This window comes from Pseudoalteromonas sp. BSi20495 (assembly GCF_000241185.1).
GTDB classification, from domain to species: Bacteria; Pseudomonadota; Gammaproteobacteria; order Enterobacterales; family Alteromonadaceae; genus Pseudoalteromonas; species Pseudoalteromonas fuliginea.
The window spans coordinates 1-12,954 of sequence record NZ_BADY01000185.1 but is presented as its reverse complement, the minus strand read 5'-3'; the positions used below and the strand labels follow the sequence as shown (position 1 = coordinate 12,954).

At 38.4% G+C, this 12,954-nt stretch carries 12 protein-coding genes, 3 tRNA genes and 1 rRNA gene; 12 read left to right on the top strand and 4 right to left on the bottom strand.

Features of this window, described 5'->3' with window-relative positions:
* The first annotated feature begins 37 nt into the window (after positions 1-37).
* Positions 38-152, top strand: a 5S ribosomal RNA gene (rrf, locus tag P20495_RS21115).
* A gap of 181 nt (positions 153-333) precedes the next feature.
* Here rrf and P20495_RS00535 read toward each other — a convergent pair.
* The 3 genes from P20495_RS00535 to uvrD form a co-directional block, all read right to left on the bottom strand.
* On the bottom strand, positions 334-1,182 hold the full coding sequence (locus P20495_RS00535) for a hypothetical protein (RefSeq protein WP_008139408.1): 849 nt from the start codon (positions 1,180-1,182) through the stop codon (positions 334-336).
* Between the two features lie 103 nt (positions 1,183-1,285).
* Positions 1,286-3,355, bottom strand: coding sequence for a GNAT family N-acetyltransferase (locus tag P20495_RS00540; protein ID WP_008139407.1), 2,070 nt, complete (start codon positions 3,353-3,355; stop codon positions 1,286-1,288).
* Positions 3,333-5,498, bottom strand: coding sequence for a DNA helicase II (gene uvrD / locus P20495_RS00545; protein WP_002963007.1), 2,166 nt, complete (start codon positions 5,496-5,498; stop codon positions 3,333-3,335). The genes P20495_RS00540 and uvrD overlap by 23 nt, the downstream gene beginning before the upstream one ends.
* Positions 5,499-5,801: 303 nt before the next feature.
* Between uvrD and P20495_RS00550 the strand changes: the two genes are divergently transcribed.
* From P20495_RS00550 to P20495_RS00575, 6 genes are all read left to right on the top strand, one after another.
* Complete coding sequence (locus P20495_RS00550; protein ID WP_002963009.1) at positions 5,802-6,026, top strand: hypothetical protein; 225 nt, start codon at positions 5,802-5,804, stop codon at positions 6,024-6,026.
* 116 nt (positions 6,027-6,142) lie between these two features.
* The gene (locus P20495_RS00555) at positions 6,143-6,511 is read left to right on the top strand and encodes a YacL family protein (protein WP_033016483.1); all 369 of its coding nucleotides are present in this window, start codon (positions 6,143-6,145) and stop codon (positions 6,509-6,511) included.
* A 52-nt stretch (positions 6,512-6,563) separates the two neighbouring features.
* Positions 6,564-7,019: a dUTP diphosphatase gene (dut, locus tag P20495_RS00560; RefSeq protein WP_008139402.1), complete on the top strand. Its 456-nt coding sequence runs from the start codon at positions 6,564-6,566 to the stop codon at positions 7,017-7,019.
* Positions 7,020-7,068: 49 nt separating this feature from the next.
* A complete protein-coding gene (locus P20495_RS00565) occupies positions 7,069-8,928 on the top strand; it encodes an NUDIX hydrolase (protein ID WP_242401507.1) in 1,860 nt (619 codons plus the stop codon).
* The gene (locus tag P20495_RS00570) at positions 8,925-9,650 is read left to right on the top strand and encodes a hypothetical protein (protein WP_008139398.1); all 726 of its coding nucleotides are present in this window, start codon (positions 8,925-8,927) and stop codon (positions 9,648-9,650) included. The genes P20495_RS00565 and P20495_RS00570 overlap by 4 nt, the downstream gene beginning before the upstream one ends.
* Positions 9,651-10,214, top strand: coding sequence for a hypothetical protein (locus tag P20495_RS00575; protein WP_008139396.1), 564 nt, complete (start codon positions 9,651-9,653; stop codon positions 10,212-10,214).
* On the opposite strand, the gene yrfG is transcribed toward P20495_RS00575, so the two are convergent.
* The gene (gene yrfG / locus P20495_RS00580) at positions 10,211-10,858 is read right to left on the bottom strand and encodes a GMP/IMP nucleotidase (RefSeq protein ID WP_008139394.1); all 648 of its coding nucleotides are present in this window, start codon (positions 10,856-10,858) and stop codon (positions 10,211-10,213) included. The genes P20495_RS00575 and yrfG overlap by 4 nt on opposite strands.
* A 61-nt stretch (positions 10,859-10,919) precedes the next feature.
* Here yrfG and nudE point away from each other — a divergent pair, with 61 nt between their 5' ends.
* The 5 genes from nudE (at position 10,920) to P20495_RS00605 (ending at position 12,954) form a co-directional block, all read left to right on the top strand.
* Complete coding sequence (nudE, locus tag P20495_RS00585) at positions 10,920-11,492, top strand: ADP compounds hydrolase NudE (protein ID WP_008139393.1); 573 nt, start codon at positions 10,920-10,922, stop codon at positions 11,490-11,492.
* Positions 11,485-12,288 (top strand): 3'(2'),5'-bisphosphate nucleotidase CysQ, encoded by an 804-nt coding sequence (gene cysQ / locus P20495_RS00590; RefSeq protein WP_008139391.1) that lies wholly within the window; start codon positions 11,485-11,487, stop codon positions 12,286-12,288. The genes nudE and cysQ overlap by 8 nt, the downstream gene beginning before the upstream one ends.
* A gap of 136 nt (positions 12,289-12,424) precedes the next feature.
* Positions 12,425-12,501 (top strand) — tRNA-Met (locus P20495_RS00595).
* A gap of 161 nt (positions 12,502-12,662) precedes the next feature.
* Positions 12,663-12,739, top strand: a tRNA-Met gene (locus tag P20495_RS00600).
* A gap of 141 nt (positions 12,740-12,880) precedes the next feature.
* A tRNA-Met gene (locus P20495_RS00605) sits at positions 12,881-12,954 on the top strand.

Here is a 12,954-nt window from a genome sequence, read left to right as displayed (position 1 = left end):
GTTAGTACGTAGATATACGTATTAACGCCCAAATTTGCTTGGTGACAATAGCGTTTTGGACCCACCTGACCCCATGCCGAACTCAGTAGTGAAACGAAACAGCGCCGATGATAGTGTAGCATTTGCTATGTGAAAGTAGGACATTACCAGGCTTCAAATTGTAGAGAGCCCGAATCTAACGATTCGGGCTTTTTTACGTCTGCAGAAAAGTGAAATATGGGGGAGTAACGAACATTACATACTCGATTCTTCTCCAATTCATCTAAATGTACAAGTTGAGCGGAATAGCTCATTATTCCAGTACTAAAGTTAATAACCAAATTTAAAGGTTATTTAAAATAGTCCGTAAGCTTGGGTTTCTTCACTTTCGGATTCTTCTATTTGGGTTGGTTTAAATATCACGCTTGGATCAATTAACACACTGTGCTTTTGTGAAAGCTTGATTAATCCTCGCATCATATTTTTAGTTTGTGGGTCTAGATCAAAACCAACCTCAGTGAGCTTATCCAGTGGCCTTATGTCTTCTTTTTTATAGTCAATATTGTCTTCGACTTTATCTACTAATAAACCAACATGTGGATTTAATCCGTCTTTGGTGGTGAAAACAATAATAGGTTTATAGTCTAAGGTTATTTGCTCTTTAGCTGATTCAAATAAACGCTCAAGCTGAATTAGACTATTACGCTTAATTTTGTCGAGCAGAGCTGATACTTGTTTATGATCACTTTGATTATGGGCTGCTATGGCTGCCTTTGCTGTCTCTAGTAATGATTGGAAAGGCTCGTCAAGCCGAGAGATTGTTAATTTTAAATCTTCATTGTCGGTGTTGAATTCTTTGTAAAACAAAACAAAATCTTGTAGTTCGGCGTCATTATTTGAAATAGAAGCCGAGCTATTTAATACGTTACTTTGAAGGGTATTAAACCAGTTTAATAGTTTGTCTTGCCATATTCTTAGTTGCTTTAGTACATGCGTATTACTTTGTTCAGTTGAGATATTATTTAAAATAATACCTAAATCAAAAACAGGTGTTGGTATATCCATATAATCTTTAACACCAATAAAGCTTTTATTATTGTTTGGTAAAGTTGTTAGATTATTGTCAAAGCGCTCAGTTAATAAAATGTCGAGTATCTTTAGTGAAATTGTTTTGCAGCCCACTTTAAAGTTTATTAATTCCATGCCTTTATCTTAATTTACCTATTAATGCTTTAAGGATAGAACAAATTAAATAAATAGCTTAAAGATGGATAAAATTTAACAGAGATAGGGCAACTAGAAATTATTAGATAGTGCTAGTGAGGTTTTTTATGGCACGTTTAAATTGATTCTCAAGCTGTTTTTTTCCTAATAATCCTAAGTGTTGAATCACTTTTTCATTACTTTCATTTTGAAGTACTAACTTTATTAACAGTTGTTTATCAGACTCTGTTAATTGAGATATACAAGAAGGTGACTGGCTCAGTAACTGCCAAAGAGTTGCAGAGATACTAAATTGAGTGAAGTTACTTTTAGTGAGCAGCGCTAGTCGCTCGTGAGTCTCTCGGCTTATTAACTCGTCGCTAAATCCTTCAATTAGGATATTCACGAGTTGCCAATCTAGTGTTTTAAAGTGTGTTAAAAGAGCATAAAAAAAATCGCTTTTAAACTGCTTTTTCAAAGGTTGAATAATTGTACTTTTGTCACTTAAGCATTTAACCACAAGCGCCGAATGTTCAGCGGTGCTTTTATCGCGTTGATATCCCAGTTTTACAGTATCAAACCCTCGGTTTTGCCAAAAATTAAGTAACTGCGCTGTTGCCCCAAAGCTTGCACCAAGCCAACTACATTGGCTTTTTACCTGCGACTCGCAATAACTAAGTAGCTTTTTACCAAGTCCTATATTGTGGGAACTCGGATCAATCGCTATTCGTACAACGCGAGCGCTCAGTTGCGTTAAACAGTCATTATTAAAGCTAAGTTGTGAGAGTGCTTGCGCCATTAAATGTCCTTGCGGACGGCGCTCTCCACTTATAACCTGTAGGGCAAGGTCTTCACTCAAACCACCTTCTATGGCGATTAAGCATACGCCAACTAATTGATTATTAATTTTGCTAATAAATAGTCGTTGCGATGGTGCGTCTAGTAGTTGGCGTAAGTCGTTGACACTACTTTGGTAGTGAGCCAGTGCAAGTAGGGCAATAACTTGTTGCAGTAAAGGCTCATTGTTTACAAGGGATTGCTGAGTTATTTCGCTATGTACTGGCTGCTCTAATTGATCACTACTTAACTCTATATATTGTGCATCGAGTGCTAGTAGTGTGCGAATGTGTTGCTCAAGAGGATCGTGTTTAGCAAAGCGCAGGGGCTCATCAAGCGTTACAACTTTAGAGGCTTTATAGTGTGCTTTAATATAGTTACTAAAGCGAATGGTATAACCCCTACCATTGCCTTCATACCCAACCAGAGTGCTTGCAAATACTATACGAGGGTAATGAGCTAGCATTTGTAGTAATAACGGAACAGGGATTGCTGCAGCTTCATCAACGAGTAGTAAATTGCACTCAGGTAGTGTGTTTAATAACGCGTCAGGTGCAACGTAGTGCAAGTTGGCGAGCTGTTTATGTTCAGCGTTGTATTGAAGACTTAACTCTTGGGCTAAATGTTTAAAGCTGCTATGGGTCGCTTTAAATTGAGTGCTGCTAATAATTACTTTTTTATCAGCTAATTTTGCGGCTGCTAAGCCAAGTGCTGCCGACTTACCTCTGCCTCTATCAGCATTAATGAGTAAAGGCCTATTGGCACGGCCATTAGCTACTTTTACTATTTTTTCAACGCAGTCTTGCTGTGGCTCATAATCAATTTTATTATGCATTACATAGCTAGCGTTATTACTAATACAGCCATTTTTTTCACTAAAGTGAAAAGCGGGCAACGGTTTAATAATAGTCGCGAAACGCTGATTAAATATGCTGTAGTTAATGTTCTGACCGTGTGATTGCACTGTACTTAATGCGGGATCTTGCCAAGAGGCTAAATCATCTAGTTCAGGCAGTAATAAAAACAGTATACCGCCTGCTTTAACGGTGCCGGCAAGTGCTGCAAGTTTATCAGGGTGCAAACCACTAAAACCATTGTAAACAGCATGAGCAAATTCTTGCCCTAAAATTTGGTGAGTGCGAGTAGGCCAGTACGAATTTTTAATCGCGCACTGCTTTGATACAACAAGTGTATTGTTTTCATCTATTAATGAGTTAAGTATTTCATAACACCAAGCTGGGCTGCCAGTTATTAACACTAGCTGACGATGATACGCGCCAGCTAATTGTTGCTCTAACTCATTTAGGTGTGCTTTATACCGCTTGTAATCGTGCATAGGCCGTTACTAACCATTTACTGCCAAGGTCGTCAAAGTTTACTTGTACGCGAGATTGCGCGCCACTGCCTTCGTAATTAAGTACGGTACCAATACCAAACTTAGCATGCAGTACGCGTTGTCCTAAGTTAAAGCCACTGTCTTCAAATGCGGCATGGCTAACTGATGCGCTAAAACGCCCAGCGGCAGGTGGGCGAGAAACCTGTGTTTTAATACGGATTTCTTCTACGCAGTCTTCAGGGATTTCGCGTAAAAAGCGTGATGGGCTATGGTATTTTTCTTGCCCGTATAAACGGCGACTCTCAGCATGGCTAATATATAACTTATCCATTGCTCGTGTCATGCCTACATAACAAAGGCGGCGCTCTTCTTCTAAGCGGCCAGACTCTTCGTTGCTTTGCTGAGAAGGGAACATGCCTTCTTCTACGCCCACCATAAACACTAACGGAAACTCTAAGCCTTTTGCTGAGTGAAGCGTCATCATTTGTACGGCGTCTTCGTGCTCTTCTGCTTGTCCTTCACCTGACTCAAGTGATGTATGGGCTAAAAAGCCTTGTAGTGGTGAGCTGTATTCTTCGTCTTCAGGTAGCTCATACTGATCACACGCACTAATTAGCTCTTCTAAGTTTTCTACGCGAGCACGGCCTTTTTCACCTTTTTCGGCTTGGTACATTGCCATCAAGCCTGAGGTTTGAATTGTGTACTTGGCTTGCTCATGCAAAGTTAAATCGCTAATTTTATCTTCTATTTGTTCAACGAGTTCTACAAACTTACTTACTGCGCCAGAAGCACGGCCAGATAAATGCTGTTGTTCTACAATTGCTTTTGCGGCATACCAAAGCGGTAACGACTCTGCTCGAGCACAGTCGCGTATATGGCTCAATGTTTTGTCGCCAATACCGCGTGCTGGCGTATTAATTACACGCTCAAACGCGGCATCGTCCTGACGATTACCTACTAGGCGTAAGTACGACAACGCATCTTTAATTTCTTGTCGTTCGAAGAATCGCATACCACCATAAATACGGTATTTTAAGCCTTCTTGTAGCATGGCTTCCTCGAGTACACGAGATTGCGCGTTACTACGGTATAAAATTGCTGCATCTTGTAGGGCATTACCTGCATTTAACCAGCTTCGTAGTTTGCTACTTACAAAGCGTGCTTCGTCTAATTCATTAAATGCTGCATAAATAGAAATTGGCTCGCCATCGTTACCGTCGGTCCATAAGCTTTTACCCATACGCTCTGAGTTATTTTGAATTAATGCATTAGACGCTTTCAAAATAGTTGCAGTTGAACGGTAGTTTTGTTCAAGACGAATGGTTTCTGCGCTAAAGTCAGTTAAAAATCGTTTAATATTTTCGATTTTAGCACCGCGCCAACCGTAAATACTTTGGTCATCGTCGCCTACAATCATGATACTGCTTGTATCGCCTGCAAGTAACTTTAACCAAGCATATTGAATGGTATTTGTATCTTGGAACTCGTCTACGAGCATATGTGCAAAGCGTTGCTGGTAATGACGTAGTAACGTAGGGTTATTTTTTAACACTTCGTAGCTGCGTAGTAATATTTCGGCAAAATCAACTAAACCAGCTCTATCACAGGCTTCTTGATAGGCGGCGTAAACACGCAGCATCATTTGCTCATTAATATCGTATGCTTGAATATCTTTAGGGCGAAGTGCTTCATCTTTTTTGGCGCTAATGTACCAGCCAAATTGTTTAGCAGGCCATTTTTTATCATCGATATTCATCGATTTTAATAAGCGCTTGATCATCCGAAGTTGATCGTCAGAGTCTAAAATTTGAAAGGCTTCTGGTAAGTTAGCTTCACGGTGATGAGCACGTAAAATACGATGCGACAAACCATGGAACGTACCAATCCACATACCACCTACAGGGGCTTTTAGTGTTTCTTCAACGCGGCTGCGCATTTCTTTAGCCGCTTTATTAGTAAAGGTTACGGCAAAAATACTGTAAGCAGATGCTTGCTCAACTTGCATAAGCCACGCAATACGATGAACTAACACTCGTGTTTTACCAGACCCAGCACCTGCTAACACCAGCATGTTTTGTAGTGGGGCTGCAACGGCATCGCGTTGTTTGTCATTTAAGCCATCGAGTAATTGTGAAACGTCCATCGTTACGCCTTTTTAATCAATATTGTGGGCAGTATAACAGGTGTTTTTGTTAGGCTAAATAAAATACTGTTTTTATAAACAGCTATTTATAAAATAGCCTTAAAAACGAGTAACTTGATAATTTTTTGAACAAACAAAAAAGCGTAAACGCACAATAAAAATTGCTAATTTGACCTAAAGTTAGCAAAATTTACTAACTCTCTAAATCTAGGCTAATTTAACTATTTGATTTGTAAGCTTTAATAAATTGGCATAGAGTGTGTAAGTAAATAATTATAAAATCAAATAAATACAGAGGTTAGTATGGCAGATCAAGGTTCTGGCGGTAACGTAATCGCAGCATTATGTAATATATTTTTTCCTGGCTTAGGGCAGTTAGTGCAAGGGCGTATTTTAGCGGCTATATTTTTTGCACTCGCTATTATAATAAGTTACGCACTAATTTATGTGCTTGTAGGTTTTGTACTTGTGCCTATTATTTACTTATGGTCGATTATTGACGCAGCGCGTTATAGATCGCGAAGTTAACGGTTTTAAAGTTGAGTAAAATAGCGCCCATGTGGCGCTATTTTACTTTATATGTCCTGTGGTTTACGGGCGTTTACGTATATAATTACGCAATTAAAGATTTACAGGCAAACCCTATGGAATATCAATTTATTCGCGACCCTATTAGTGGGCTACGTATTAAAATAAGCAGTGAACACGCTATTATTGGTCGCTGGCTAAACGAAGAAATAGGCAAAGACAAAGTAGCTATGGTGCAAGCGCTTATTGCATCGGTGAGTTCAAGCTATGAGCCGCTAACGCTAAAAGGCCAAGAAATAGATTTAATATTAACCAAAGACGAAGCACTGTTTGAAGCCCATGCGCTTCATCAAGACAGTGAAGACCTAATAGCGTATCAAGATGACGATTTAGCGCTTGAAGAAAATGGTTTAAGTAGTGGTTGTGGCTTTGAAGATTTCATTGATTTAATTGATTCATGGCATGAGTTTACGTCTGGTCGTTAAGTTATATTATCTATATTATTTTCATAAATTTATTTAGAGTAGAAAGTTTAAAATGAAAAAAGTTGAATTAAAAATTGTAAATCCTAAAGTCGGTACTGAAATTCTTATGCCAGAGTATGCTACAGATGGCTCTGCTGCTATAGACCTTAGAGCTTGTATTGATGATACATTACAAGTTTTACCGGGTGAGACAAAATTAATTCCTACTGGTATTGCTTTAAATATGCAGGATACAGGAATGGCTGCTACTATTTTACCTCGCTCAGGTTTAGGTCATAAACATGGGATTGTACTGGGTAATTTAGTTGGATTAATCGACTCGGATTACCAAGGAGAGTTGTTCATTTCAGTTTGGAATAGGGGGAGTGATGAATTCGCAATAAACTCTGGTGATAGAATTGCTCAATTGATGTTTATTCCAGTAATTAAAGCTGATTTCGTACTTGTAGATGAGTTTGAAGCAACAGAGCGTGGAGCAGGTGGTTTTGGTCACACTGGTGTGAAATAGAGTAGAAAAGCGTGCAAGTCTTGCACGCTTAAAATTGAAGGAAAAGGAATTGAATAATTTTTTTCAAGCTGTGATTGCTGGCGGGATACTGTTTATTCCCGTTTTATACTCTGTTGGTGATTCAGTAAAAGATAGTTTAATAGCTAACATTATATACTTGGTTATTGTAGGAGGGGTATGTGGATATATTTACAAAAATGGTCTCCCAGGCACATGGTTCGAATTTAAATTAAGGTTTTATAAAGCTCTCAAAAGTAAAGTTATTCGACAGAAGGCAAAAAATAGTCGTTCCCTCAGCGACTTTACAACATGGTTAGCTAAAAACCACCCCTTAGAAAGTCTATTAGCTAACAAACCATTAAAAAACACACACTTTACTCGTTTTACCAATTTTGAAGCTGCTATCTTTATTTTACTTGTTAATAATGACTATGAGTGCATAAATTGTAGCCAGCTTTCATCAGAAGATTTTAAAGAGATTTTTACTAAAGCTTTAAAAGAGTCGTTTTATAAGAGGTTAATGCTCAAAGAGTCCCTGTCGCAAATTATTAAGCCAGCTGATTTAGATAAATTACTTGCCAAGTTTGAAGAACAATTAACTGTAGATAGCGATTTAAGTAATGAAAATACTGGTAATAACTTCTTCACTGATAAGGTTAGGGAGCTATGTGGCGAGGGGGGCGAAATGAAAATATCAATTTTTTCAACTACTTCACAATTATCACACGATATATTAAAAGATTTAAAAGCTTATCAAACAAGTACCACTAAAGTTGATATAGATTTCTACATTTGCAGTCCAAATGTTAAATCAGACTCAGCAATTTTGGAATTAATGAAAGAGTACGAAGTCCCCGTTGGTGCTTTACCATCTCAATTTGTAAAGGTTAGTAATAAAAAAGCACACGTAGAAATGGATATTATCCGTCGTGTATTTAGAGTGTTGCGTTCTTTTAAAGACATTAAAGATAACCAAGAGAGTTATTGTAAAACGTCGGTTTATTTATATAAAAAAAGCTACCCTGGGTGCAAAATTCGCCTTATAGAAAACAAATTTGTTGAATTACAACCAGGCCCATTAAAGTTTGCTAATAATTTATACCGCTTTTGTATTGCGAGCACCGATTCAGAAGTAATAAATACCCTTAGTGATGCTGTTAAAAACTTTAAAGATAGTAATGAAGTTCAATGTATTGAATTATTAAAGCAGCCAATAGAACAGGTCGAAAAGCAGGCATTATTAGAGTTAGCCGAATGGTTACTTTCAAGGGGCATAAAACCAGATGAGTTACCTCATTATGCAACTGATATTTATGCTTCTAGTGGTGATCAGGAAACTCGTACTAGGCTAAAGTTTTTACAAAACAGAATAGGAGCTGCTTATAAGGCTATAAGTAATTTGAGTAACCCTATTAATGAAGAGCTTTATACGGGAAAAAGCTTAGAGCAATCAAACGGGACTGGTATTAGGGAACTAAAAATAGATAATAAAATTAAACATATAACAGTTGCCGCAATTTTTACAAATGATAATAAAATCCTTTTAATTGAAAAAACTAAAAAGTTTTACCAGGGAAAGTACAGCCTTGTTGCAGGGCATGTTGAGCATCAAGATAATACACTCACCGAAGCTGTTACAAGGGAGGTTAAAGAAGAGATAGGTTTGAATACAAGTAACCTAAAATATATTTTTCATATTGATGATTTAACAGATAAGTGTGGACACGGTGGTGAGCTACATGATTGGCATGTATTCGGTTCCTATGAAATCATTGATGAAAAGGATTTAAAATTTGGAACTGAAGTTAAAAGTATAAAGTGGGTTCCTTTAGATGAACTTCAAGGCATTAGAGATAAATTAACAGATGGTGCTTGTAAGATTTTTAATGCCATGGGTTGGCTGAAATGAAAACTGTAGTTATAAGGTTAACTGGCGGCGGTGCTATTTCTGAGGTTGACACCGAAATTGATGTGCCATGGTGGGGGTATAGAAATATGCATATCACTCCTGATGTATTCAAAGATTTGCCAGTGATTATTGCAAACAACCCATCAACAAAGTTCATATTCGTTTGCGGTGGCATAGGGGCTTTTCTTTTCACTGATTTAGTTAAAAACCTAGCTATGGATAGTTATGCAGATGAAGTTGGGAAAGGCATAATTTCGATATTAAATGGTATCGCAATATCATATTTAAACTCATTTTCAGTAAATATCTATCCAAATGAAGTACCTGTCAATGAAGTAGAAAAATACTTATCTACAACTGATGCAAGTTGCTTTTTCATTAAGCCTGATTCAGGTTGTATTAGCAGTGATTCTCTTGCTGCAGAAGCTGCTTTTTTAACTAAAGCAGACCTTCTGTTATATGTAAAAAAAGGCGCCCCTCAATATCATGTTGGTTTCGATAAGCCAACGATCATTAACCGCTGGTCATTAGATGATATAGAGCTTAAATCTCTTACTTTGTATGAAGAGCAAGCCAAACATTATGTGCTCGATTATCAGGCATGTTCAATACTCAAATCTAATACTAACGAAATTTATATTATCCCTCCCGAAATTATTAAAGAAATCAATACGAGCTCTTTTCCTGGCAGTAACTCAGAATTAGTAACAAGGGTGCATTAAATGGTATTAAGTTCCGAAAGCATAAAAAGACACCTAATTGAAGGTAAGCTTGTTATTGAGGGTTTTAAAGAAAGCTCATTCAGACCTGCGAGCTATTTACTGAGGCTAAGTGACCACATACTATTAATGGAACAGCACGATAGAGAAATTGATACTAAATCTACAGATACGAAATCTTTTTTTAAAGCTATACAAATTCCAATTGAAGGGTATGTATTAAAACCAGGTGATTTTATATTGGGAGCTTCTGTTGAGTCTTTGAGTTTACCAAATTCTTTGTGCGGAGAGCTAAGTCAACTATCCTGCTACGCTAGAGTGGGTTTGAGCATTAACTTCAGCGCTAATTATGTTGCACCTACATTTGGTCACAGTAACCCGTCATCTATAACCTTTGAGATAAAAAATGAATCTTGTAATAATATCCGTATATATTCTAGAGTGAATTTTTGCCATATACGCTTTATGCAAACTGACTTAGATGTTACAAGTTCATACAATGGAATATACAGTGGGCATAAAGAGGCAAAGGCAGCTGACTTTAGTACAAAGCCAGCGAAAGGTTAAATAATCTTGCGGTAGTCGGTAACGCTTAGGTAATCGACTATTTCGTTATGTGGTTGTTTGCTATCAGGGTTAGCAACTGCAAGTAAATGCTCAATGCCGTATTCTCGTGCGGCATTTAAAACGGGGATACTGTCGTCAACAAACAGTGTACGGCTTTTATTAAAACCTAAGTCGTCTTGCACTTTATGCCACAAACTTTGCTGCTCTTTGCTTACTCCATATTCATGAGTAGACACTACACCATCTAGGTAGTTATCTATCGCAGTTTCTTCAAATTTGAGCATGACACTTTCTGGATGGGCGTTAGTAAGTAAAATTAACTCTTTACCTGCTTTTTTAAGCTCTGTTAAAAAGTGAGGTACGTCTTCTCGCATTTTAATTAAATGCTTTGATTCGCGCTTAAGTTCCATAATAGGCAAGCTTAATTGTTGTTCCCAGTAATCTAAGCAATACCACTGTATTTGACCGCTTACGGCTTGATAGCGTTTTAAAATATCTGCTTTGGCTGCGTCTAAGCTAATGCCTCTTGCTAATGCATGTTGTTGTGGAATTACGTTAAGCCAAAAATGACTGTCGTAATGTAAATCGAGTAATGTTCCGTCCATATCAAGCAAAACGGTATCGATTTTTGACCAATTTAACATAGGAATTTCAACTTATAAGGTTTATTATTGAACTAACTGCCATGATAGCAAATTAACGCCAATGACACAGAAAAAGCACCCAACACCACCACAAATTCTTAGTAATAATGTTGTCGCTAAAAGTCGACTATTTACTGTGGAATCTTTAGAACTTAAATTCTCTAATAACGAAGAGCGCCAATATGAGCGAATTCGCGGCGGTGGCCGGGGAGCAGTGATGATTGTTCCGTTAAGTGCAGACAACGAATTACTACTTGTACGTGAATACTGTGCGGGCACAAACGATTACCAGTTAGGTTTTCCTAAAGGCTTAATCGATCCGGGCGAAACGCCAGAGCAAGCTGCTAACAGAGAGCTTAAAGAAGAAATTGGCTTTGGTGCTGAGTATTTTAAACCATTAAGAACAGTAACAATGGCGCCGAGTTACTTTAATGCCACAATGCATATTTTATTTGCTAAGCAATTATACCCTCAAACCCTTATTGGTGACGAACCTGAGCCGCTTGTTGTTGTTAAGTGGCCATTAACTCAGTGGCAGTCATTATTAGAGCAAGAAGATTTTACCGAAGCACGCAGTGTTGCAGCTTTGCTATTATTAGATAAGTATTTAGCGTCTGGAGCTGCCGATGAATAAATTAATCGAACCGTGCATTGAATTAGCTGAGCGTGCTGGCGATGCAATTATGGCCATTTATAAAAAAGGCGATATTGGCCAACAAGAGAAATCAGATAACACGCCTGTTACCAAAGCTGATTTAGCAGCAAATGACGTACTGGTTGCTGGATTAAAGGTCTTAGCGCCCGATATTCCAATTATGTCGGAAGAAACACCTATACCAGCACTCGCTGAAAGACAAGACTGGCAGCGTTATTGGTTGCTCGATCCGATGGATGGTACAGGCGAATTTATTTTAGAAAGTGGCGACTTTGCAGTAAACATTGCATTGATTGAAAATAACCACCCAGTGCTAGGGGTTATTCATTGGCCTGCTAAAAGTGTGACTTATTTTGCTACAGCTAAAAATGGTGCTTTTAAACGTGAAAACTCAATTGATAAGCAAATATCTGTAGCGCCACCAGAGAACTTAACGCTTGCAGTGAGCCGCCGCCAAAAAATAGAAGCGGTGAGCCAGTATTTAAATAGTCAGTTTACAACGATTGCTGTTGGCTCCTGCTCTTTAAAAGCTTGTATCGTTGCAGAAGGCAAAGCAGATTGTTTTTTAAGAATTGGCCCAACGGGTGAGTGGGATACAGGTGCTTCGCAAGTTATTATTGAGGAAGCCGGAGGTTGTATTACCGATGCAGAATTTAACCCGCTAACGTACAACCAACGAGAGAGTACTGAGAACCCTGACTTTATAGTAATGGGACATCCCGACTGGGAATGGCAAAAAATGATAAATCCACACCAAAGATTGAGCGCAGAATAGCGCTTTGGTTGCTTTTTGTTCACTTGAACAACATTAAGTAGTTTAAGCCTTGCATTATATGTTTATTCCTATATAGTAGCGCTCTCTTCAAGGCAGGCTCGTAAATATTACGAAAATGTTTTAAAGAAATTACAGGCGCGGGATGGAGCAGTCTGGTAGCTCGTCGGGCTCATAACCCGAAGGTCGTCGGTTCAAATCCGGCTCCCGCAACCAATATTTTTATTGAAATTTGGTGCAATAGGTAGTTTTAAAAGGTCGTCGGTTCACTCTTCACCTTCACAACTCCCGCAACCAATTTCCTTAGGGATTGAGGTTACTGTAAACTCTAACTTAAGAGATAAAATAAAGTAGTCGATAGACTTAAAATATACAGGCGCGGGATGGAGCAGTCTGGTAGCTCGTCGGGCTCATAACCCGAAGGTCGTCGGTTCAAATCCGGCTCCCGCAACCAATTTTTTATAAAGATTTAGTGCAGTAGGTAGCTTAAAAAGGTCGTCGGTTCACTTTCCACCTTCACAGCTCTCGCAATAAATTTTTAATTGGAAGCCAAGTTGTAATGTAAGCAACTTAAAACAAGTCTACAAATTTCAGGCGCGGGATGGAGCAGTCTGGTAGCTCGTCGGGCTCATAACCCGAAGGTCGTCGGTTCAAATCCGGCTCCCGCAA

Bases quoted from the DNA above. Each gene is read 5' to 3' on its own strand.
- P20495_RS00535 (WP_008139408.1), bottom strand. From the start codon at position 1,182: ATGGAATTAATAAACTTTAAAGTGGGCTGCAAAACAATTTCACTAAAG.
- P20495_RS00540 (WP_008139407.1), bottom strand. From the start codon at position 3,355: ATGCACGATTACAAGCGGTATAAAGCACACCTAAATGAGTTAGAGCAA.
- uvrD (WP_002963007.1), bottom strand. From the start codon at position 5,498: ATGGACGTTTCACAATTACTCGATGGCTTAAATGACAAACAACGCGAT.
- P20495_RS00550 (WP_002963009.1), top strand. From the start codon at position 5,802: ATGGCAGATCAAGGTTCTGGCGGTAACGTAATCGCAGCATTATGTAAT.
- P20495_RS00555 (WP_033016483.1), top strand. From the start codon at position 6,143: ATGGAATATCAATTTATTCGCGACCCTATTAGTGGGCTACGTATTAAA.
- dut (WP_008139402.1), top strand. From the start codon at position 6,564: ATGAAAAAAGTTGAATTAAAAATTGTAAATCCTAAAGTCGGTACTGAA.
- P20495_RS00570 (WP_008139398.1), top strand. From the start codon at position 8,925: ATGAAAACTGTAGTTATAAGGTTAACTGGCGGCGGTGCTATTTCTGAG.
- P20495_RS00575 (WP_008139396.1), top strand. From the start codon at position 9,651: ATGGTATTAAGTTCCGAAAGCATAAAAAGACACCTAATTGAAGGTAAG.
- yrfG (WP_008139394.1), bottom strand. From the start codon at position 10,858: ATGTTAAATTGGTCAAAAATCGATACCGTTTTGCTTGATATGGACGGA.
- nudE (WP_008139393.1), top strand. From the start codon at position 10,920: ATGACACAGAAAAAGCACCCAACACCACCACAAATTCTTAGTAATAAT.
- cysQ (WP_008139391.1), top strand. From the start codon at position 11,485: ATGAATAAATTAATCGAACCGTGCATTGAATTAGCTGAGCGTGCTGGC.